The sequence below is a fragment of the Streptomyces sp. NPDC085931 genome, assembly GCF_044540565.1.
Classification (GTDB): domain Bacteria; phylum Actinomycetota; class Actinomycetes; order Streptomycetales; family Streptomycetaceae; genus Streptomyces.
On sequence record NZ_JBITSK010000004.1, the window covers coordinates 1 to 20,008 of the forward strand.

A 20,008-nucleotide genomic window follows, 5' to 3' on the forward strand; every position below is an offset into this window, starting at 1 on the left:
CCTCCGTGCGGTGTGTTCCTAGACAGCTCCACCACATCGGAGGTCTTCGCCATGATCAAGCCCGGCAACCGTTAACAACGCTCGTGATCAATACACCTAGGGCCTGAGGGCAACAAGCCGGATCAGACCTTCACGCCCTTGGCGCGCAGGAACTTCACCGGGTCGACCGCCGAGCCGTAGTTCGGGGTCGTGCGGATCTCGAAGTGCAGGTGGGGACCGCTGGAGTTGCCGGTGTTGCCGGAGCGGGCGATCTCCTGGCCGGTCTTGACGACCTGGCCGATCCGCACCTTGACCTGCGACAGGTGCGCGTACTGCGAGTAGGTGCCGTTGCCGTGCTTGATCACGACGGCGTTGCCGTACGCGGGGCCGTCACCGGCGCCGTTGCCGCCGGCCTTGACCACGGTGCCGCCGTGGGCGGCGACGACCCGGGTGCCGCTCGGGACGGCGTAGTCCTGGCCGCTGTGGGTGGACTGCCACATGCCGCCGTTCTGGGCGAAGCTCGCGGAGAGCTTGTACTTCTTCACCGGGTCGACCCAGGACGGCTTGGCCTTCTTGGCCGCCTTCTTCACCGCGGCGGCCTTCTTCGCGGCCGCCTTCTTCGCGGCGGCGGCCTTGGCGGCCTTCTCGGCCTTCACCGCCTCGGCCTTGGCGGCCTTGGCCTGGGCGGCGGCCTGCGCCTGGACGGCGCTGGCGGCACCGGACGCGGCCGTGGTGTCGGCGGCGGACGCGACCCCGGCTCCCAGTGCGACCGAGACACCGAGGCCGGCGGCCAGCACGGTCGCACGGGTGCGGAGCTGGGACGTACGGGAAGAGCGGGACGTGACGCGCTGGGACATCGAAACCTCGTGGGGAAGGGGACGGAGAAAACCACCCGGCGCGCAGTCGCTCGCCGTGTGGCCATCCCTTGGTAACCCGAGGCCCGACAAACTCCCAAAAACGTGATCTACGACAGAAGTTAGTAATTTGGTTCAGTGTTCTACGTCTCTTGACACAGTCCCCATTCGGGATGAATCAGGCGATGAGCCCGCACTTCCGCCCGTCTCGCGGGGTCGGCACCCCTTTCCCTCCGACCCGTTATCCACTATTCCAGCTAGTAACGGACATATCGCCTGTGCGGCATGTCACCGGGGGTCCTCTTCGGCCATTCCGGAAATGTGGCGCACACCTCTAGGCACCTACCGTCCGGTAACCCTACGGTTCCCCTCGCGCCACCCTCGCCCACGAACATGCACACGACATGTTGGCAGCGTCATTGACGTGAGAGGACCCCCACGACATGCAGACCCGACGCCCCTGGCTGCGCCGCGCATCCGTCACCGCCGTCTCGGCGGCCGCCCTCGTGGCGATGGCCGCCCCGGCCGACGCCGCGGCCCCGGCCCGCGCCTCCACGGCCGTCACCGCCGCCGCCACGGCCGCCGCGGCCGACGTCGACTACGCCACCTGGCAGAAGGACTGCCAGGCGGTGATGGACCAGGCGCTGCCCTACCTGAAGCAGCGGATCGCGGCCCCGAAGCCCGGCGAAAAGCAGGCCGTCGTCCTCGACATCGACAACACGGCGCTGGAGACCGACTTCGGCTTCAGCTACCCGCAGCCGGCCAACAAGCCGGTCCTGGAGGCCGCCAGATACGCCCAGGAGCGCGGCGTCGCCGTGTTCTTCGTGACGGCCCGGCCCGGGATCATCTACTCGTTCACCGAGTACAACCTCAAGCAGACCGGCTACCGGGTCTCCGGGCTCTACGTCCGCGGCTTCATCGACCTCTTCAAGAACGTCGCCGACTACAAGACGGCCCAGCGCGCCGACATCGAGAAGAAGGGCTACACGATCATCGCGAACATCGGCAACAGCGCCACCGACCTCTCGGGCGGCCACGCCGAGCGCACGTTCAAGCTGCCGGACTACGACGGGCAGCTCTCGTAGGGCTCCCGGGTACGCGGAAGGGGCCGGTGCCTTGCGGCACCGGCCCCTTATGCCGGTCTGACCGGCTGTGACGCCTACGCGTCCTTGCTCAGGTTCGGACCGGTACCACCGGCCGCCTGCTCGATCGGCGGGACGTCCGGCAGCGCCGACTTCTCCTCACCGCGGAAGGTGAAGGTCTTGGCCTCGCCCTCGCCCTCCGTGTCCACGACCACGATGTGGCCCGGGCGGAGTTCGCCGAAGAGGATCTTCTCCGACAGCGAGTCCTCGATCTCGCGCTGGATGGTGCGGCGCAGCGGACGCGCACCCAGCACGGGGTCGTAGCCCTTCTTGGACAGCAGCTCCTTGGCGGACTGGGAGAGCTCGATGCCCATGTCCCGGTCCTTCAGGCGCTCGTCCACCTTGCCGATCATCAGGTCGACGATCTGGAGGATGTCCTCCTGGCTGAGCTGCGGGAAGACGACCACGTCGTCGACGCGGTTGAGGAACTCGGGCCGGAAGTGCTGCTTGAGCTCGTCCTGGACCTTGTTCTTCATGCGCTCGTAGTTGGTCTTCGTGTCACCCGAGGCCGCGAAGCCCAGGTTGAAGCCCTTGGAGATGTCCCGGGTGCCGAGGTTGGTCGTCATGATGATGACCGTGTTCTTGAAGTCCACGACCCGGCCCTGGGAGTCGGTCAGGCGACCGTCCTCCAGGATCTGCAGCAGCGAATTGAAGATGTCCGGGTGGGCCTTCTCGACCTCGTCGAAGAGGACCACCGAGAACGGCTTGCGGCGCACCTTCTCCGTCAGCTGGCCGCCCTCCTCGTAGCCCACGTAGCCGGGGGGCGAACCGAAGAGACGCGAGACCGTGTGCTTCTCGCTGAACTCCGACATGTCGAGGGAGATCAGCGCGTCCTCGTCGCCGAAGAGGAACTCGGCGAGCGCCTTGGACAGCTCGGTCTTACCGACACCGGACGGGCCGGCGAAGATGAACGAGCCACCGGGACGCTTGGGGTCCTTCAGACCGGCACGCGTACGGCGGATCGCCTTCGACAGCGCCTTGACGGCGTCGTTCTGGCCGATGACGCGCTTGTGGAGCTCCTCCTCCATGCGCAGCAGACGCGAGGACTCCTCCTCGGTCAGCTTGAAGACCGGGATGCCGGTGGCGGTCGCGAGGACCTCGGCGATCAGCTCGCCGTCGACCTCGGCGACGACGTCCATGTCGCCGGCCTTCCACTCCTTCTCCCGCTTGGCCTTGGCGGCGAGGAGCTGCTTCTCCTTGTCGCGCAGGGAGGCGGCCTTCTCGAAGTCCTGCGAGTCGATCGCGGACTCCTTGTCCCGGCGGACACCGGCGATCTTCTCGTCGAACTCGCGCAGGTCCGGCGGCGCGGTCATCCGGCGGATGCGCATCCTCGATCCGGCCTCGTCGATCAGGTCGATCGCCTTGTCCGGCAGGAAGCGGTCCGAGATGTACCGGTCGGCCAGCGTGGCGGCCTGGACCAGCGCCTCGTCGGTGATGGAGACGCGGTGGTGGGCCTCGTACCGGTCACGCAGACCCTTGAGGATCTCGATCGTGTGCGGCAGGGACGGCTCCGCGACCTGGATGGGCTGGAAGCGGCGCTCCAGGGCCGCGTCCTTCTCCAGGTGCTTGCGGTACTCGTCCAGCGTGGTCGCACCGATGGTCTGCAGCTCACCGCGGGCCAGCATCGGCTTCAGGATCGAAGCGGCATCGATGGCGCCCTCGGCGGCACCCGCACCGACCAGCGTGTGCAGCTCGTCGATGAACAGGATGATGTCGCCGCGGGTGCGGATCTCCTTGAGCACCTTCTTCAGGCGCTCCTCGAAGTCACCGCGGTAGCGGGAGCCGGCGACCAGGGCGCCGAGGTCCAGGGTGTAGAGGTGCTTGTCCTTGAGGGTCTCGGGCACCTCGCCCTTGACGATGGCCTGGGCGAGGCCCTCGACGACGGCGGTCTTGCCGACGCCGGGCTCACCGATCAGCACCGGGTTGTTCTTCGTACGGCGGGACAGCACCTGCATGACCCGCTCGATCTCCTTCTCGCGCCCGATGACCGGGTCGAGCTTGGACTCACGAGCGGCCTGGGTGAGGTTCCGGCCGAACTGGTCGAGGACCAGGGACGTGGAGGGCGTGCCCTCGGCAGGACCGCCGGCGGTGGCGGTCTCCTTGCCCTGGTAACCGGAGAGCAGCTGGATCACCTGCTGCCGCACGCGGTTCAGATCAGCGCCCAGCTTGACCAGGACCTGGGCGGCGACGCCCTCGCCCTCGCGGATCAGGCCGAGCAGGATGTGCTCCGTGCCGATGTAGTTGTGGCCCAGCTGAAGGGCCTCGCGGAGCGACAGCTCCAGGACCTTCTTGGCACGGGGGGTGAAGGGGATGTGCCCGGACGGGGCCTGCTGGCCCTGGCCGATGATCTCCTCCACCTGCTGGCGGACCGCCTCGAGCGAAATCCCGAGGCTCTCAAGGGCCTTGGCGGCGACACCTTCGCCCTCGTGGATCAGGCCCAGGAGGATGTGTTCAGTGCCGATGTAGTTGTGGTTGAGCATCCGGGCTTCTTCCTGAGCCAGGACGACAACCCGCCGCGCGCGGTCGGTGAACCTCTCGAACATCGTTAATCGCTCCTCAGAGCGGTCAGGCAGTGGGGGGAACTTCCCCTCCCTGTCCTTCCGCAGCTTAGTCCCGCAAGCGGGGACCGCTCATTCCAACTGCCGACACCGTCCTTGGCCTCCTGACCCCGAACGCCGACATCTGCTCCAACCCGATGGTGCGAGACGATGTTCCCGCAGGCCAGGCAGATACCCCACTCGCCAGTACGCCGATGGCGAACGTGAGACGTCCTTTCCTGCGTGTCGCCCCCTCCCACTAGGGATGTCTTACCCGTGGGGACCGACAGTCCATGCCGAGCGCCCCCGTTCCCTCCGCTACGGGCGAACAACCTTGCGCCTCCCCGCACCCCCCGCACGCCCCCGTTTCACCACGCTGCGCGCTCACATCAGCACACAAAGTGAACACAGCGTAACCCGCGCGCCGTTCCGGTGGTTGCTCTTGGCATGTCCGGCGCTCCCCCCTCCGTGACCGCCCGCACACCCGCCGTGGTCCCGCCGCCCCGCCGCAGCTCCGCCCGGCGGTGGTACGAGGACGGCCTCGGCTGGCCGACCGCGCCCGGCGAACCGCTGCGACTGGTCCTGGGGGTGCGCTTCGACGTCCTGGACGTGCCGGCGGAGGCCGCGCCGGCGGCCCTGCGGCGCCTCGGGCCGCGCGCGCCGGTGGCCGCCCGGGGCGAGCGCGTCCAGCTGCTGGTGGCCGCGGGCAGCGCGGAGGAGTTGCCGGGGCTGCTGGAGTGGCTGGACTGGGGAGCACTGCCACTGGACCTGAGGGCACTCGGCGCGGGCGCGTTCCTGCGGGCGCCACTGCCACCGGGCACACCACCGCCGGAGGCCGGGCGAGCGTGCGGGCCGCCGGCACCGGGCACGCCGGACGCGCACGCACCCGCGGCCGCGGACGCGGCGCCGTTCAGCGGGGTCGCTGCGGGGCTGCCCACAAGGGCCGGTGTTCCCGTCGCGGGGCTGCCGGCAGGGGCGGGTGGGCCGTCGGCCTGGGGGCCGGACGGGCCGGCGCCGCGTGGGTCCGGCCCGGATGCCGGCCGGCCGCTTCCCCGGGGCCGGCTCGGTTCCCAGGGGGCCGCCGTGTGGCTGCGGCCCCCCGAGCCGGGGTGCGAGGTCGAGGCCTCGCTGCCGACGCTGTCGGCCTTGGGGGGCGGTGGAGACGCCCCCGATCTCGTGCGGCTGGTGGACACGGTGGCCACGCAGTGCCACCGGGCCCGGCTGCGGCGCGCGGGCGCCCAGCCGCCGGCCTCGCGTGCGCGGGGCCGGTGATGCCGCCGCTCAGCCGTTGGCCTTCTCGTAAGCCTCGCGGATGGTCGCGGGAACACGGCCGCGGTCGTTGACCTCGTAGCCGTTCTCCTTCGCCCACGCGCGGATCGCCGCGGTGTCCTGGCTGCCGCCCGAAGCCGCGCGCGTCTTTCCACGCCCGCCCGAAGCACGGCCTCCGGTACGACGACCGCCCTTCACGTAAGGCTCGAGAAGGCCACGGAGCTTGTCCGCATTGGCGGTGGTGAGATCGATCTCGTACGTCTTGCCGTCCAGCGCGAACGTCACGGTCTCGTCCGCCTCGCCACCGTCGAGGTCGTCGACAAGAAGGACCTGAACCTTCTGTGCCACCGGATTTCCTTTCATCGATATCTTCAGGGCCGGGGTGTGCCGGCGTCCGCCGTATCGCCGTCCCCTGTTATATGCAGTACTGCAGTACCTCGGAAAGCAAACCGCTTTTGCCGGAAAAACACAAACCCCCGGCAGAGACCGGTAGCCCCGCCTCCGTCCGGAAACGTGCGCGTTTCGGACATAGGCCACCGGGGCAGGGGGCGCGCCACCGAATATGCCTTGGCGAACCGGGCGGGCCCGGTTGTGGCCGGACTGTTGTCCGCCCGGCGATCACAGATGCAGAAGCATCCGGCTGTTGCCCAAGGTGTTCGGTTTCACTCGTTCGAGACCGAGGAACTCCGCGACACCCTCGTCATAGGAACGCAGCAGCTCCGCGTAGACATCCGTGTCGACCGGGGTCTCGCCGATCTCCACGAAGCCGTGCTTGCCGAAGAAGTCGACTTCGAAGGTCAGACAGAAAACGCGGCGAACGCCGAGCCAGCGGGCGGTCTGCAGCAACTTCTCCAGCACCCGGTGTCCGACGCCCGCGCCCTTGAGGCCGGGCTTCACCGCGAGAGTGCGCACTTCGGCGAGGTCTTCCCACATCACGTGCAGGGCGCCGCAGCCGACGACCTCGGCGTTGTCGTCGCGTTCGGCGACCCAGAACTCCTGGATGTCCTCGTAAAGGGTCACCGTTGCTTTGTCGAGGAGGATGCCGTCGCGGACGTAGGCGTCAAGGAGGCGACGCACGGCCGGGACATCGCTGGTGCGGGCCCGCCGGACGGTGATGGCTTTTGCGGGGGCGTCGGGGCTCTTCGCGGACATGAACGGACGCTATCGCCCGCCGGTCCCCTGAGCGGAGGCGGGGTTCTGCGGGGGGCCTTCCCGGGGTTCCGCCCGTTCCCGCTGTTCCGGCTGTTCCGCCTGTTCCGACTCGGCCGGCGGTTCCGGGGCTTCCCCGGATTCCGACGGTTCGGTCGGTTCCTGGGTTTCCGGACCCTGGACGATGCGTACGGCATCGGTGAGAGCCCGGCGCTGTTCCTCGCTCATCATGCCGAAGAAGGCGACGAGAGCGGCGGCGGGGTTGTCACTCTGCGACCAGGCGTCGTTCATCAGGGCGGCGGCGTAGGCGGCCCGGGTCGAGACCGCCTCATATCGATAGGCGCGGCCTTCCGCCTCGCGGCGCACCCAGCCCTTCTGGTGGAGATTGTCCAAAACGGTCATCACCGTGGTGTAGGCGATGGACCGCTCCTTCTGAAGATCTTCCAGGACTTCTCGAACGGTCACGGGGCGGTTCCACTTCCACACCCGCGACATGACCGCGTCTTCGAGTTCTCCCAATGGGCGAGGCACAGCTCAGAACAATAGTGGGAGATCTCGGTATTGGCGTGGCGGACGTGCGCTTCACCGGCGAACGGGCACAAAAGGGGCGTACGACTCGAATGTGCGGGCGCCGCAGCCGGGCCCCGCGGAGTCGTACGCCGAGGGAGGGGTGGGGTCAGACGTCGGCCTTCGGGCCGGTCGCGGAGGCCTGACGGGCGCCCTCCACGCGCGTGAGGGCGGCGTCGACGGCCGCGTCCTCCTTGGCCTTGTTGGCGCCGCCCTGGGTCTTCACGATCACCCGGATCACGCCGATGAAGAAGACGGCCATGACGACCGGGGGCAGGAGCGCGGAGACGTAGTCCATGGATCCAGGGTAGCCACGTCAGCCCGCGGCGAGCTGCTGGGGGTTCGCCGGGGGTGGCGGGGCGGGCTTGCGGCGCGGGAAGACCTCGCCCGGAGTGGGGATCGGGCGGGAGGGCTTCGGATCGCCCGGAGCGGGGGCCGGAGCAGGGGCGGGCTTCGGGGCCGGCGGCTTGCGGTCGGGTTTCTTCTCCGGCTGCTTGTCGGCTCCGCCGGGGAGGGCCAGGAGGCGGGTGCGGGCGGCGGGGACGGCGGAGCGCGCGCCGGGGCGTGCGGGGGCGCTCGCGGTGACGAGGGTGACCGCGCAGCGGTCCAGCAGGGCCGCGGCGGTGGGGTTGCCGCGCAGGGCGCGCAGGGCGGCGAGGTCGTCGGGGCGGGGGCGGTAGCCGGCGGCCAGGGCCTCGTCGAGGAGCGTGAGGTAACCGACGGCGGTGCCGGGCAGGGCGGCGCGGTACCGGCCCAGGTCGGCCACGAGGAAGGCGCGCAGCCTGGCCCCCTCCCGCATCGCCTCGTCGAGCGACTCTGCGAGGCGGAGACAGTCCTGGACGTCGTCGGACGAGGCGGAGGTGGGGTGGAGGGCGAGGGCGAGAGCGCGGCGGAGCACACGCAGCTCCTCCACGCCGAACGCCATGCCGCCGCGGGATCCGTAGGGCGTGGGCATGCGGCGACGATACGCGCTAATCAGACAATTTCGACATAAGGGGCGGGTGTGGCGCGGGGGACCACCCGGGTGGGCGGGGGTGCGAGCGCTTCTCGGCTGCCGCGCCGCCTCGGCCCGGGAAGAGGGCGGGGACAGCCGAGCGCGCCGCTCACATGCGTGACACGTTCCGCTCGTAGACCAGCCGCAGGCCGATCAGGGTCAGCCACGGCTCGTGCTCGTCGATGACCGAGGACTCGCCGAGGACCATGGGGGCCAGGCCGCCCGTCGCGATGACGGTGACGTCGTCGGGGTCCTCCGCCAGCTCGCGGGCCACGCGGTTGACGACGCCGTCGACCTGGCCGGCGAAGCCGTAGACGATGCCCGACTGCATCGCCTCGACCGTGTTCTTGCCGATCACGCTGCGGGGCCGGGCCACCTCGATCTTGCGGAGCTGGGCGCCGCGGACGCCGAGGGCCTCGACGGAGATCTCGATGCCGGGGGCGATGACGCCGCCGACGTACTCGCCGCGCGCGCTGACCGCGTCGAACGTCGTCGCCGTGCCGAAGTCGACGACGATCGCGGGGCCGCCGTAGAGCTCGACGGCCGCGACCGCGTTGATGATGCGGTCCGCGCCGACCTCCTTGGGGTTGTCCATGAGGATCGGCACGCCGGTCTTGACGCCCGGTTCGACGAGGACGGCGGGCACGTCGCCGTAGTAGCGGCGGGTCACCTCGCGCAGCTCGTGCAGGACCGAGGGGACGGTCGCGCAGATGGCGATGCCGTCGATGCCGTCGCCCAGTTCCTCGCCGAGCAGCGGGTGCATGCCCATCAGGCCCTGGAGCAGGACCGCCAGTTCGTCGGCGGTGCGGCGCGCGTCCGTGGAGATGCGCCAGTGTTCGACGATCTCCTCGCCGTCGAACAGGCCCAGGACCGTGTGGGTGTTTCCTACGTCGATCGTCAGCAGCATGGCCCGTACCCGCTCCCCTACTCCGCCGGCCGCAGGTCCAGGCCGATGTCCAGGATCGGCGAGGAGTGGGTGAGGGCCCCGACGGCCAGGTAGTCGACGCCGGTGTCGGCGTAGGCCTTGGCGTTGTCGAGGGTGAGGCGGCCGGAGGCCTCCAGGGCGGCGCGGCCCTGGACGATCGCCACGGCCTCCGCGCACTCGGCGGGCGTGAAGTTGTCCAGCAGGATCAGGTCGGCGCCGGCGTCCAGGACCTCGCGCAGCTGGTGCAGCGTGTCGACCTCGACCTCGATGGGGACCTCGGGGAAGCGGTCACGGACTGCCTGGAAGGCCTGGGCGACGCCGCCCGCGGCGACCACGTGGTTGTCCTTGACGAGGGCCGCGTCCGACAGGGACATGCGGTGGTTGACGCCGCCGCCGCAGCGGACCGCGTACTTCTCCAGGCTGCGCAGGCCGGGGGTGGTCTTGCGGGTGTCGCGGACCCTGGCCTTGGTGCCCTCCAGGACGTCCGCCCACGCGCGCGTGGCCGTCGCGACGCCCGACAGGCGGCACAGGATGTTCAGCGCGCTGCGCTCGGCGGTGAGCAGGTCGCGGGTGCGGGTGGTGACGGAGAGGAGCTTCTGGCCGGCCTCGACGCGGTCGCCGTCCTCGGCGTGGCGCTCGATCTCCAGCTCCTCCTCGCAGACGACCGAGACGACGGCCTCGGCGACGCGCAGGCCGGCCACGACGCCCGCCTCGCGGGCGGTGAAGTCGGCGGTGGCGACCGCGTCCTCGGGGATGGTCGCGACCGTGGTCACGTCCACGCCGTGGGCCAGGTCCTCCTGGAGGGCCACGTTGGCGATGTCCTCGACCTCGACGGGGTCGAGGCCGGCGTCGGCCAGCAGCTGGGCGAGCGCGGGGTCCAGGCCGCACTCCAGGTACGCCTCGTCGTCCGCGCCGCAGGCGCAGCCGTCGCCGCAGCCCGAGGAGGAGGCGAGGGGAAGGTCGGGGGTGGTCACGTCGGTCACTGCTCCTGGAGGGCGGGGGGCGGGAGGGTCGCGGGGAAGTGTGTCGTGTCCGTGGTGTGCACGGCCAGGCTCCGGTCGGGGTTCAGCCTGACGACGATGTGGCGGCGCCAGGCCGTGTCGTCGCGCTCGGGGTGGTCCTCGCGCCAGTGGCAGCCCCGGGTCTCCTCGCGCAGCCGGGCGGCGGCGACCAGGACGCGGGCCACGCACAGCAGGTTGGTGGCCTCCCAGGTGCCGACGCCGGGCTCGGCCGTCCTGCCGTTCTCGGCGAGGGCCTCCCGGGCGTCCGTGTGCAGGCGCTGGAGCTGGTCGGCGGCCTTGGTGAGCGACTCCGCCGAGCGCAGGACGCCCGCCCCGCCGGTCATGATCCGCTGGATGGTGAAGCGGGCCTCGGCGCTCTGCAGGGGGTGCTCGGGGATCTCGGGGTGCGGCAGCGGCCGCGGCACGCGCGCGCGCAGGCCCGTCGCCGCGATGTCGGCCGCGATGCGCTCGGCGTAGACGAGGCCCTCCAGCAGGGAGTTGGAGGCCAGGCGGTTGGCGCCGTGCACGCCGGTGCAGGCGACCTCGCCGCAGGCGTACAGGCCCGGGACGGTCGTCCGGCCGTGGGAGTCGGTGCGCACGCCGCCGGAGGCGTAGTGGGCGGCCGGGGCGACCGGGATCGGCTCGGTGACCGGGTCGATGCCGTGGGCGCGGCAGGCGGCCAGGATCGTCGGGAAGCGGTGCTCCCACATCTCGGCGCCGAAGTGGCGGGCGTCGAGGTACATGTGCTCGGCGTCCTGCTCCTGCATGCGGCGCGTGATGCCCTTGGCGACGATGTCCCGGGGGGCGAGTTCGGCGAGTTCGTGCTGTCCGAGCATGAAGCGCACGCCGTCGGCGTCCACGAGGTGGGCGCCCTCGCCGCGGACCGCCTCGGAGACCAGGGGCTGCTGGCCCTCGGCGTCCGGGCCGAGGAACAGCACGGTCGGGTGGAACTGGACGAACTCCAGGTCGCTGACCTCGGCACCCGCGCGCAGGGCCAGCGCCACGCCGTCGCCGGTCGACACCGACGGGTTGGTCGTGGCGGAGAAGACCTGGCCCATGCCGCCGGTGGCCAGGACCACCGCGGGGGCGTGGACCGCCCCGACGCCGTCGTGCTGCCCCTCCCCCATCACGTGCAGGGTGACACCGGCCGTGCGGCCCTCGGCGTCCGTGAGGAGGTCCAGCACGAGCGCGTTCTCGACGGTGCGCACGCCGCGCGCGCGGACCGCCTCGACCAGGGCGCGGGAGATCTCGGCGCCGGTGGCGTCACCGCCCGCGTGGGCGATGCGGCGGCGGTGGTGGCCGCCCTCCCGGGTCAGTTCGAGACCGCCCTCGGAGGACTCGTCGAACCGGGCGCCGGTCTCGATCAGCCGGCGCACGGCGCCGGGCCCCTCGGTGACGAGCAGGCGCACCGCGTCCTCGTCGCACAGGCCCGCGCCGGCGACCAGGGTGTCGTCGAGGTGCTGCCCGGGGGTGTCGCCCTCGCCGAGGGCCGCGGCGATGCCGCCCTGGGCCCAGCGGGTGGAGCCGTCGTCGAGCCGGGCCTTGGTGACGACGACGGTGCTCAGCCCGGCGGCCTCGCAGCGCAGGGCCGCGGTCAGGCCGGCGACTCCGGAGCCGACGACGACCACGTCCGCCGCGATGGACCAGCCGGGGGCGGGCGCGTGCAGTCGTATGCCTGTGGAGGTCACGAGGCGGCTCCGAAGGTTCCGAAGGAGAGGGGGATGTTGTCGATCAGCCGGGTCGTGCCGACCCGGGCGGCGACGGCCAGGACCGCCTCGCCGGTGTAGTCGTCGCCGATCTCGGTGAAGTCGGACGGGTCGACCAGGGCGAGGTAGTCCAGCCTGAGCGGCGGGTCGAGGCGGGCGGCCTCGTCGAGGACCTGGCGGGCGGCCGCGCGGACGGCGGCCGGGCCGCCCGGGACGGCCGTCGCCACGGCGTGCGCGTCGGCCGCCGCGCGGGACTCGCCGAGGGCGCTGAGGGCCTCGGCACGCGCGCGGGTGGCGGGCACCTCGCGGGCGCGGGCGCGCAGCGCCTCCTGCGCGGCGTGCCGGTCCCGGCCCGCGAACAGGGCCCGGGACAGGGCCAGGGCCGTGCGCCGCTCACGGTCGGAGAGGTAGCGGTTGCGGCTGGACAGGGCCAGGCCGTCCTCCTCGCGGACGGTCGGCACGCCGACGATCTCCACGCCGAAGTTCAGGTCCCGCACCATGCGGCGGATCAGCGCCAGCTGCTGGGCGTCCTTCTGGCCGTACAGGGCGACGTCGGGGCGGGTGAGGTGCAGCAGCTTGGCGACGACCGTGAGCATGCCGTCGAAGTGCCCGGGGCGGGAGGCGCCCTCCAGGCGCTCGCCCATGGGGCCCGCCGTGACGCGGACCTGGGGCTCGCCGCCCGGGTACACCTCGTCCACGGAGGGCGCGAACACGACGTCGGCGCCGGACCGCCCGGCGAGCTCGACGTCGGCGTCCAGGGTGCGCGGGTAGCGGTCGAGGTCCTCGCCCGCGCCGAACTGCAGCGGGTTGACGAAGACGGTGACGACGACCTCGCCCTCGGGGCCGGCGATGTCGCGGGCGGTGCGCACCAGCGTGGCGTGGCCCTCGTGCAGGGCGCCCATGGTCATCACGACCGCGCGGCGGCCCGTACGCGCGCGTGCGTGCAGTTCACCGGCGGTGCGCAGCAGGGTGGTGGTCATCGGGCGTCCCTCCCGGTGCCCTCGGTCCCGTCGGTGCCGCCGGTCCCGCCGGTCCCGTCGGCGAGCACCCCGAGGAGGTCCTCGGCCAGCTCCGGCTTCAGCAGGCCGTGCGCCAGGGCCCGGTCGGCGGTGGCGCGGGCCATGGCCAGGTATCCGGCGACGGTCTGCGGGGCGTGCCGGCGCAGCTCGGTGACGTGCGCGGCGACCGTGCCCGCGTCCCCGCGCGCGACCGGGCCGGTCAGCGCCGCGTCGCCGGAGCGCAGGGCGTTGTCCAGGGCCGCGCCGAGCAGCGGGCCGAGCATCCGGTCGGGGGCGGCGACCCCGGCGGTGCTCAGCAGCTCCATCGACTGGGCGACGAGCGTGACCAGGTGGTTGGCGCCCAGGGCGAGGGCCGCGTGGTAGAGCGGCCGGTTCTCCTCGGCGATCCACTCCGGCTCGCCGCCCATCTCGATGACCAGGGCCTCGGCGGCCAGGCGCAGCTCCTCGGGCGCGGTCACGCCGAAGGAGCAGCCGGCCAGGCGCTGGACGTCCACGGGCGTGCCGGTGAAGGTCATCGCCGGGTGCAGGGCCAGCGGCAGCGCGCCCGCGCGCAGGGCGGGGTCGAGCACGCCCACGCCGTACCGGCCGGAGGTGTGCACGAGCAGTTGCCCCGGCCGTACGGAACCGGTGTCGGCGAGGCCCGCGACGAGCTTGGGCAGGGCGTCGTCCGGGACGGTCAGCAGCACCAGGTCGGCCCGCTCCAGGACGCCCTCGGGGGGCATCACCGGCACGTCGGGCAGCAGCTGCGCGGCCCGGCGCCGGGAGGCGTCGGAGACCGCGGACACGGCGACCGGGCGGTGCCCGGCGAGCTGGAGGGACGCGGCCAGCGCGGGTCCCACGCGGCCTGCGCCGACGACGCCGACGGTGAGCCGCGCGGGGCGGTCCCTGGGATCTGGCTGTGGGGTTGTGTTCACTCGACGGCGGCCTTCCCGTTCCAGTCCGCTCCGGGTACCGGACGATTTCTCGTCATGTTAACGCGATCGGTTCCGGGGGCGTTCGGTCGTCCACAGGCTGTGCGTTGCGGTGGACGGGGGCGGCGACGGAGGCGACCACGGCCCGGGCGTACGGAAATGGGGATGCCGGGCCGTACGCGCGCGGGGGAGGATCCGGTGCATGACTGACACGGCGGAACAGGACGAGCGGGTTTCCGACGAGGACCGGAAGGCGCAGCTCCGCAGGCGGCGGCTGGCCGCCCACCGCGGCGCGCGCCGGGCGATGGCGCGCTTCGGCTTCCACCGGACGCTGCGCGAGCGCCTGGCCGGGCTGGACGGGGCGGGCGACGTGTACGACCTGGTCGAGCCGTCCGACGTGTACGGCGACGGCGTCGTCGAGGCCCTGGAGGCCAAGGTCGCCGGGCTGCTGGGCACCGAGGCCGCCGCGTTCTTCCCGACCGGCACGATGGCCCAGCAGGTGGCGCTGCGCTGCTGGGCGGGCCGCACCGGGAACCCGACCGTCGCCCTGCACGCCCTCGCCCATCCGGAGGTGCACGAGCGCAACGCGTTCAGCGAGGTCGGCGGCCTGCGCCCGGTGCGGGTGACGAGCGAGCCGCGGCTGCCGACGGCCGCGGAGGTCCGGGACTTCGAGGAGCCGTTCGGCGCGCTGATGCTGGAGCTGCCCCTGCGGGACGCCGGTTTCGTGCTGCCCTCCTGGGAGGAGCTGACCGAGGTCGTGGCGGCCGCGCGGGAGCGGGACGCGGTGGTGCACTTCGACGGGGCCCGGCTGTGGGAGTCCACCGTCCACCTCGGCCGGCCCCTGGCGGAGATCGCGGGCCTGGCCGACAGCGTCTACGTGTCGTTCTACAAGTCCCTGGAGGCGTTCGGCGGCGCGGCCCTCGCCGGTCCGGCGGAGCTCGTCGCGGAGGCGAAGGCCTGGCGGCACCGGTACGGCGGCCTGGTCTTCCAGCAGTTCCCCACCGCGCTGTCGGCGCTGATCGGGCTGGAGCGGGAGCTGCCCCGGCTGCCCGAGTACGTGGCGCACGCGCGCGTGGTGGCCGCCGCCCTGCACGAGGGGTTCGCGGCGGCCGGGACGCCGTGGGCGCGCGTGCACCCGCGGGTGCCGCACACCCACGACTTCCAGGTCTGGCTGCCGTACGACGCCGGCGTCCTGGCCGAGACGGCGGTGCGCACCGCCGAGGAGACGGGGGTCGTCCTGTTCGGCAACTCCTGGGACCGGCGCGGCCCGGACCTGGCGTACACCGAGATCCATGTGCGCTCGGCGGGGCTGGAGTGGAGCGCCGAGGACGTGAAGGCCGCGGTCGCGGAGTTCGTGGCCCGGCTCCCGGAGCCGGTCAGGTAGGGCGCCGCCGCCACCGCTCCAGGGCCGCCCGGAGCCGGGGGCGGACCGGGCGGCCCGCGAGGACGGCGCGGAACCGCCGTTCGTCGCGCCACCGCCGCACGAGCCGCTCCTCGTGGGTGCCCGGCGCGGGCGGGGCGGCCTGGCCCAGGGACCGGGCGCGGTGGGCGTCGAGGAGGTACTGCTGCGTGATGCTCATGTGGCTCTCCTTCGCGTCACGGGAGCCGGGACCGCGAAGGCTCCGCCGAAAGCCCCGGTCCTCCCACCGTGCGCCCGCCTCCCGCGGGTCGTCGCGTCGATTGACGACCCCCGTCAATCGACGGGGCGTTGTCGGTGGCGGGGTGCACCATGAGGTCATGAGCGTGCGCATCGACATCGCGGGGCTGCGGCCGGAGAGGGTCGCCGTCGTCCCCTCCCCCCTGGCCGAGCTCGGCATGGCGCTGCACGCGCTGTCCGAACCGGCGCACCATCCGGGGCTGCAGGGCTGGGTGACCGGCGTGACCGCCCGGCTCGACCCGCATCTGGCCGACCGGATGTGCGAGGCGGACTTCCTGTGGCGGACGACGTTCTCCGACCTGTTCCTGCCGTGCGCGGGCCTGCCGGACCGCACCGCGCTCCCGGGCGGCACGCTCGCCGAGGAGCTCGACCTGCTCGACAAGCTGTCCGACGAGCAGTTCGTGGACGCCGCGCTGGAGTTCACCTGCGCCACCGGCTACGGCGACTGCGCGCCCACGGCGCTGACCGACCCGGAGGTGCGCCGCCGCGCCCTGGACCTGGCCGCCGCGCGCGGGCCGCGGCAGCTGCGGTTCAGCGAGCGGCTGCTGGCCGATCCGCCCCGGATCCGGGGCTGGCTGCGGCAGTTCCTCCAGGACTGCGACGAGGCGTTCTTCGCGGAGGCCTGGTCCCGGCTGCGCCACCAGCTCGCGGCGGACACCCGGCACAAGACGGATCTGCTGCGCCGCAAGGGCCTGGCCGAGGCCCTGGCCGCGGTGTCCCCGGCGGTGACGCTCGACGAGCCGGCCGCCGTGATCTCCGTCGACAAGCTGGGCGACGGCCGTACGGCCACGGGCGAGGGCGGGCTGCTGCTCGTCCCGACGAGCCTGGGCTGGCCGCACCTGATGGTGCTGCACCGCCACGGCTGGCAGCCCGTGCTGCACTACCCGGTCGGCTCCCCCGAGCTCGCCGCCCCGCCCACGCTGGAGCAGCTGGCCCTGCGCATGACCGCGCTGTCCCACCCGGTCCGCATGCGCCTGTGCCGGTATCTGGCCCGCAGCGCCTACAGCACCGGCGAGCTGGCCCAGGTGCACGGCATGACGGCCCCGGAGATATCCCGGCACCTGGCCGTGCTGAAGAAGGCGGGCCTGGTCACCACCCGCCGCCGGGGGCGCTACGTCCTGCACCAGCTGGACGTGACGGTGGTGGCGCGGCTGGGCAGCGACTTCCTGGAGGGCATCCTCCGGTAGCGGCCCGGGCCCCCGGGTCAGCCGTGTCCGCCGGCCCGCACCAGCCCGGTCTCGTAGGCCAGCACCACGACCTGCACCCGGTCCCTGAGTCCCAGCTTGGTCAGGATGCGGCCCACATGGGTCTTCACGGTCGCCTCGGACAGCACGAGCCGGGCCGCGATCTCGCCGTTGGACAGGCCCTGCGCGACCAGCACCATGACCTCGCGCTCGCGGTCGGTGAGCCGCTCCAGCTCCTTGTGCTGGGGCTGCTGGGTGCCCGGCAGCATCGGCGCGAAGCGGTCCAGCAGCCGCCGGGTGGTGGAGGGCGCGACGACGGCGTCCCCGCTGTGCACGGCCCGGATGGCGGCGAGCAGCTCACCGGGCGGCACGTCCTTGAGCATGAAGCCGGAGGCGCCGGCCTTCAGCCCGGAGAAGGCGTACTCGTCGAGGTCGAAGGTGGTCAGGATGAGCACCTTCGGCGGGTCGGTGTCGGCGCAGATCCGCCGGGTCGCCTCCACCCCGTCGAGCTTGGGCATGCGGACGTCCATCAGCACGACGTCCACCTCGGTGGTCCGCAGCGCCTGGATGGCCTCGACGCCGTCGCCCGCCTCGGCCACGACCTCCATGTCCGGCTGGGCGGCGAGCACCATCCGGAACCCGGTGCGCAGCAGCACCTGGTCGTCGACGAGCATCACGCGGATCGTCATCGGGGCCTCTTCCGTATCTGTGGAGGTGGGGGAACAGCGGGGCGGTGGGGGAACAGCGGGGCGGAGGGAACAGCGGGGCGGTGGCGGGGGTGTGACAGGTGTCAGCGGGGCGCGCGCCGATGTCAGTGCGCGGGTTTGAGCGGCAGCAGGGCGCTGATGCGGAATCCTCCGCCCGGACGCGGTCCGGCGTCCAGCGTGCCGCCGACCATACCGACCCGTTCCCGCATGCCGATCAGGCCGTGCCCCTGTCCGTCGAACCCGCCCTCCTCGTACAGCTCGTGCGGGGCGCCCTTGCCGTCGTCCTCGACGAGCAGGCCGAGGCCGTCGTCGAAGTAGACCAGGCGCACGCTGGCGCCCGCGTTGGGTCCGCCGTGCTTGCGGGTGTTGGTCAGCGCCTCCTGCACGATGCGGTAGGCGGTGAGCTCGACGCCGCTGGGCAGCGGGCGCGGGGTGCCCTCGACCTTGAAGTCGACGGGCAGTCCGGATCCGCGGCACTGCTCGACGAGGTCCTCGATCTGCTGCACGTCGGGCTGCGGCACGTACTCGCCGGCCTCCTGGTGCTCCCCGGTGCGCAGCACGCCGAGCAGGCGGCGCATCTCGGCGAGGGCCTGGCGGCCGGTGGAGGAGATGGTCTCCAGGGCCTTCTTCGCCTGGTCGGGCGCGGCGTCCAGGACGTAGGCGGCGCCGTCGGCCTGCACCACCATCACCGAGACGTTGTGGGCGACGACGTCGTGCAGCTCGCGCGCGATGCGGGCGCGTTCGGCGGCGACGGCCACCTTGGACTGCGCCTCGCGCTCCCGTTCCAGGCGGGCGGCCCGCTCCTCCAGCTGCGCGAAGTAGGCGCGGCGGGTGCGGATGGAGTCGCCGAGCACCCAGGCCAGGGCGAAGGGCACGGTCATGAAGACGGTCAGGGCGATGTTGCCCGCGACGCCCGTCTGATCGCTCGGCCAGCGCAGGTGGGCCACGGGCGCGGCGCACAGACCGGCGCCCAGCGCGAAGCGGGAGGCCCAGCGGGCACCCTCCGCGGCGACCGTGTAGACGATCACCAGCATGGCGAAGTCGGCCGGGCCGATCTCCACGTCGGTGATCAGCTGGGCCACGCCGGCCACCGCCGCGAGCAGCAGCATCCGCTCCGGCATCCGGCGGCGCAGCGCGATCACCAGGCACAGCAGCAGCGTGATCGGCACGGCGGCGGCCGGGGAGCCGTAGCCGCCCGCCACTCCGCCCACCAGCGAAATCCCGAGGAGGACCACGGCCCAGAAGCCGTCGACCCACATCGGGTGCCTGCGGAGGAAGTCATAGAGGCGCTGCACGTAACCCAGCGTAGGGAAGCGGATAGGTGCATGGGTCAACCGGAGGGCCGATCCGCGTCCGGCGCGTGTACTCCGCAAGGTGGAGTTGCGGTCGTTGTGTCCGCATAGCCTGACCGGATGACTGCGGGTGCGAGGGACGAGTGGCGCGGGTGGCGGGACGCGGCGCGGGAGGCGCTGTACGGGCCGGGCGGCTTCTACCGGCGGGCGGCGGGGCCGGGCGCGCACTTCCGCACCTCGGTGCACGCGTCGCCGCTGTTCGCGGGGGCTGTGGCACGGCTGCTGTGCCGGGTCGACGAGGCGCTGGGCCGGCCCGCGGTGCTCGACTTCGTCGACATGGCCGCCGGGCGGGGCGAGCTGGCCGCCGGGGTGCTGGCCGCGCTGCCCGCCGAGGTGGCGGGCCGCACGCGCGCGTACGCCGTCGAGATCGCCGCCCGGCCCGCGGGACTCGATCACCGGATCGAGTGGCGGTCCGCGCCCCCGCCGGGGACGACGGGGCTGCTGTTCGCCAACGAGTGGCTGGACAACGTGCCCGTGGAGGTCGCGCAGGTGGACCCCGCGGGGCGGGCCCGGCGGGTCCTGGTGCGCGCGGACGGGACCGAGCGGCTCGGGGAGCCGGTCGGCGGGGCCCGGGCGAGGTGGCTGGAGCGGTGGTGGCCGCTGCCCGGCGAGGAGGGGCTGCGGGCCGAGATCGGGCTGCCCCGCGACGAGGCCTGGGCGGCGGCGGTCGCGACCGTCGGCCGGGGGCTCGCCGTGGCCGTGGACTACGCGCACACGGCGCGGGCCAGGCCCCCGTTCGGGACGCTCACCGGCTTCCGCGAGGGCCGCGAGGTTCCCCCCGTGCCGGACGGCTCGTGCGACATCACGGCGCATGTCGCGCTGGACGCCTGCGCGCTCCCGGGCGGGCGGGTGCTGCCCCAGCGCGAGGCGCTGCACGCCCTCGGGGTGACCGGCGCGCGCCCCCCGCTCACGCTCGCCTCCACCGACCCGGCCGCCTACGTGCGCGCCCTCGCGGGCGCCGGGGAGGCGGCCGAGCTGACGGCGGCCGGCGGTCTGGGCGACTTCGCGTGGCTGGTGCAGCCGGTGGGGATCGAGGACCCGCTCCCGGGGTGAAC

The 20,008-nt window shown here is 72.7% G+C and carries 20 protein-coding genes; 5 read left to right on the top strand and 15 right to left on the bottom strand.

The annotated features are described in order from the left end of the window. Window positions 1-122 precede the first annotated feature (122 nt). Window positions 123-836: a M23 family metallopeptidase gene (locus ACIGAN_RS08740; RefSeq protein WP_399856261.1), complete on the bottom strand. Its 714-nt coding sequence runs from the start codon at window positions 834-836 to the stop codon at window positions 123-125. A 440-nt stretch (window positions 837-1,276) separates the two neighbouring features. Between ACIGAN_RS08740 and ACIGAN_RS08745 the strand changes: the two genes are divergently transcribed. Beyond that, the gene (locus tag ACIGAN_RS08745; protein WP_365742181.1) at window positions 1,277-1,918 is read left to right on the top strand and encodes an HAD family acid phosphatase; all 642 of its coding nucleotides are present in this window, start codon (window positions 1,277-1,279) and stop codon (window positions 1,916-1,918) included. Window positions 1,919-1,992: 74 nt separating this feature from the next. On the opposite strand, the gene ACIGAN_RS08750 is transcribed toward ACIGAN_RS08745, so the two are convergent. Beyond that, entirely contained in the window at window positions 1,993-4,518 is a 2,526-nt protein-coding gene (locus ACIGAN_RS08750) for an ATP-dependent Clp protease ATP-binding subunit (RefSeq protein ID WP_365091489.1), read from the bottom strand. Window positions 4,519-4,959: 441 nt separating this feature from the next. Between ACIGAN_RS08750 and ACIGAN_RS08755 the strand changes: the two genes are divergently transcribed. Beyond that, window positions 4,960-5,784: an SCO3374 family protein gene (locus tag ACIGAN_RS08755; RefSeq protein ID WP_399856266.1), complete on the top strand. Its 825-nt coding sequence runs from the start codon at window positions 4,960-4,962 to the stop codon at window positions 5,782-5,784. 9 nt (window positions 5,785-5,793) lie between these two features. On the opposite strand, the gene ACIGAN_RS08760 is transcribed toward ACIGAN_RS08755, so the two are convergent. The 10 genes from ACIGAN_RS08760 to ACIGAN_RS08805 all read right to left on the bottom strand — a co-directional run bounded on the left by ACIGAN_RS08760 (window position 5,794) and on the right by ACIGAN_RS08805 (window position 14,056). Then, entirely contained in the window at window positions 5,794-6,129 is a 336-nt protein-coding gene (locus ACIGAN_RS08760; protein ID WP_351354936.1) for a histone-like nucleoid-structuring protein Lsr2, read from the bottom strand. 270 nt (window positions 6,130-6,399) lie between these two features. Continuing rightward, window positions 6,400-6,933, bottom strand: coding sequence for an amino-acid N-acetyltransferase (locus ACIGAN_RS08765; RefSeq protein WP_365091493.1), 534 nt, complete (start codon window positions 6,931-6,933; stop codon window positions 6,400-6,402). Between the two features lie 9 nt (window positions 6,934-6,942). Beyond that, window positions 6,943-7,425, bottom strand: coding sequence for a BlaI/MecI/CopY family transcriptional regulator (locus ACIGAN_RS08770; protein ID WP_365742219.1), 483 nt, complete (start codon window positions 7,423-7,425; stop codon window positions 6,943-6,945). A 181-nt stretch (window positions 7,426-7,606) separates the two neighbouring features. After that, window positions 7,607-7,795, bottom strand: a complete 189-nt coding sequence (locus ACIGAN_RS08775; RefSeq protein WP_365091495.1) for a hypothetical protein — start codon at window positions 7,793-7,795, stop codon at window positions 7,607-7,609. A gap of 18 nt (window positions 7,796-7,813) precedes the next feature. Then, the gene (locus tag ACIGAN_RS08780; protein ID WP_399856799.1) at window positions 7,814-8,422 is read right to left on the bottom strand and encodes a hypothetical protein; all 609 of its coding nucleotides are present in this window, start codon (window positions 8,420-8,422) and stop codon (window positions 7,814-7,816) included. 178 nt (window positions 8,423-8,600) lie between these two features. Further along, entirely contained in the window at window positions 8,601-9,398 is a 798-nt protein-coding gene (locus ACIGAN_RS08785; RefSeq protein WP_365742176.1) for a type III pantothenate kinase, read from the bottom strand. A gap of 17 nt (window positions 9,399-9,415) precedes the next feature. Further along, window positions 9,416-10,390 carry a carboxylating nicotinate-nucleotide diphosphorylase gene (nadC, locus tag ACIGAN_RS08790; protein WP_399856271.1) on the bottom strand — a complete coding sequence of 325 codons (975 nt, stop codon included), beginning with the start codon at window positions 10,388-10,390 and terminating at the stop codon, window positions 9,416-9,418. Between the two features lie 5 nt (window positions 10,391-10,395). Then, the gene (locus ACIGAN_RS08795; RefSeq protein ID WP_365091501.1) at window positions 10,396-12,105 is read right to left on the bottom strand and encodes an L-aspartate oxidase; all 1,710 of its coding nucleotides are present in this window, start codon (window positions 12,103-12,105) and stop codon (window positions 10,396-10,398) included. Next, on the bottom strand, window positions 12,102-13,103 hold the full coding sequence (panC, locus tag ACIGAN_RS08800) for a pantoate--beta-alanine ligase (protein WP_365742172.1): 1,002 nt from the start codon (window positions 13,101-13,103) through the stop codon (window positions 12,102-12,104). The genes ACIGAN_RS08795 and panC overlap by 4 nt, the downstream gene beginning before the upstream one ends. Beyond that, window positions 13,100-14,056, bottom strand: a complete 957-nt coding sequence (locus ACIGAN_RS08805; protein WP_399856273.1) for a Rossmann-like and DUF2520 domain-containing protein — start codon at window positions 14,054-14,056, stop codon at window positions 13,100-13,102. The genes panC and ACIGAN_RS08805 overlap by 4 nt, the downstream gene beginning before the upstream one ends. Before the next feature lie 199 nt (window positions 14,057-14,255). On the opposite strand from ACIGAN_RS08805, the gene ACIGAN_RS08810 reads away from it, so the two are divergent. Then, a complete protein-coding gene (locus tag ACIGAN_RS08810; protein WP_399856275.1) occupies window positions 14,256-15,437 on the top strand; it encodes a threonine aldolase family protein in 1,182 nt (393 codons plus the stop codon). Here ACIGAN_RS08810 and ACIGAN_RS08815 read toward each other — a convergent pair. Next, entirely contained in the window at window positions 15,430-15,633 is a 204-nt protein-coding gene (locus tag ACIGAN_RS08815) for a hypothetical protein (protein WP_365091513.1), read from the bottom strand. The two genes, ACIGAN_RS08810 and ACIGAN_RS08815, sit on opposite strands and share 8 nt — an antisense overlap. Before the next feature lie 157 nt (window positions 15,634-15,790). Between ACIGAN_RS08815 and ACIGAN_RS08820 the strand changes: the two genes are divergently transcribed. After that, a complete protein-coding gene (locus ACIGAN_RS08820) occupies window positions 15,791-16,897 on the top strand; it encodes a DUF5937 family protein (protein ID WP_365091516.1) in 1,107 nt (368 codons plus the stop codon). 17 nt (window positions 16,898-16,914) lie between these two features. Here ACIGAN_RS08820 and ACIGAN_RS08825 read toward each other — a convergent pair whose 3' ends face one another. Both ACIGAN_RS08825 and ACIGAN_RS08830 read right to left on the bottom strand, forming a co-directional pair. Further along, window positions 16,915-17,583 (bottom strand): response regulator transcription factor, encoded by a 669-nt coding sequence (locus ACIGAN_RS08825; RefSeq protein ID WP_365091518.1) that lies wholly within the window; start codon window positions 17,581-17,583, stop codon window positions 16,915-16,917. 122 nt (window positions 17,584-17,705) lie between these two features. Continuing rightward, a complete protein-coding gene (locus tag ACIGAN_RS08830; protein WP_365091521.1) occupies window positions 17,706-18,896 on the bottom strand; it encodes a sensor histidine kinase in 1,191 nt (396 codons plus the stop codon). Window positions 18,897-19,013: 117 nt separating this feature from the next. Here ACIGAN_RS08830 and ACIGAN_RS08835 point away from each other — a divergent pair, with 117 nt between their 5' ends. Beyond that, window positions 19,014-20,006 carry an SAM-dependent methyltransferase gene (locus ACIGAN_RS08835; protein ID WP_399856279.1) on the top strand — a complete coding sequence of 331 codons (993 nt, stop codon included), beginning with the start codon at window positions 19,014-19,016 and terminating at the stop codon, window positions 20,004-20,006. Window positions 20,007-20,008: the final 2 nt, after the last annotated feature.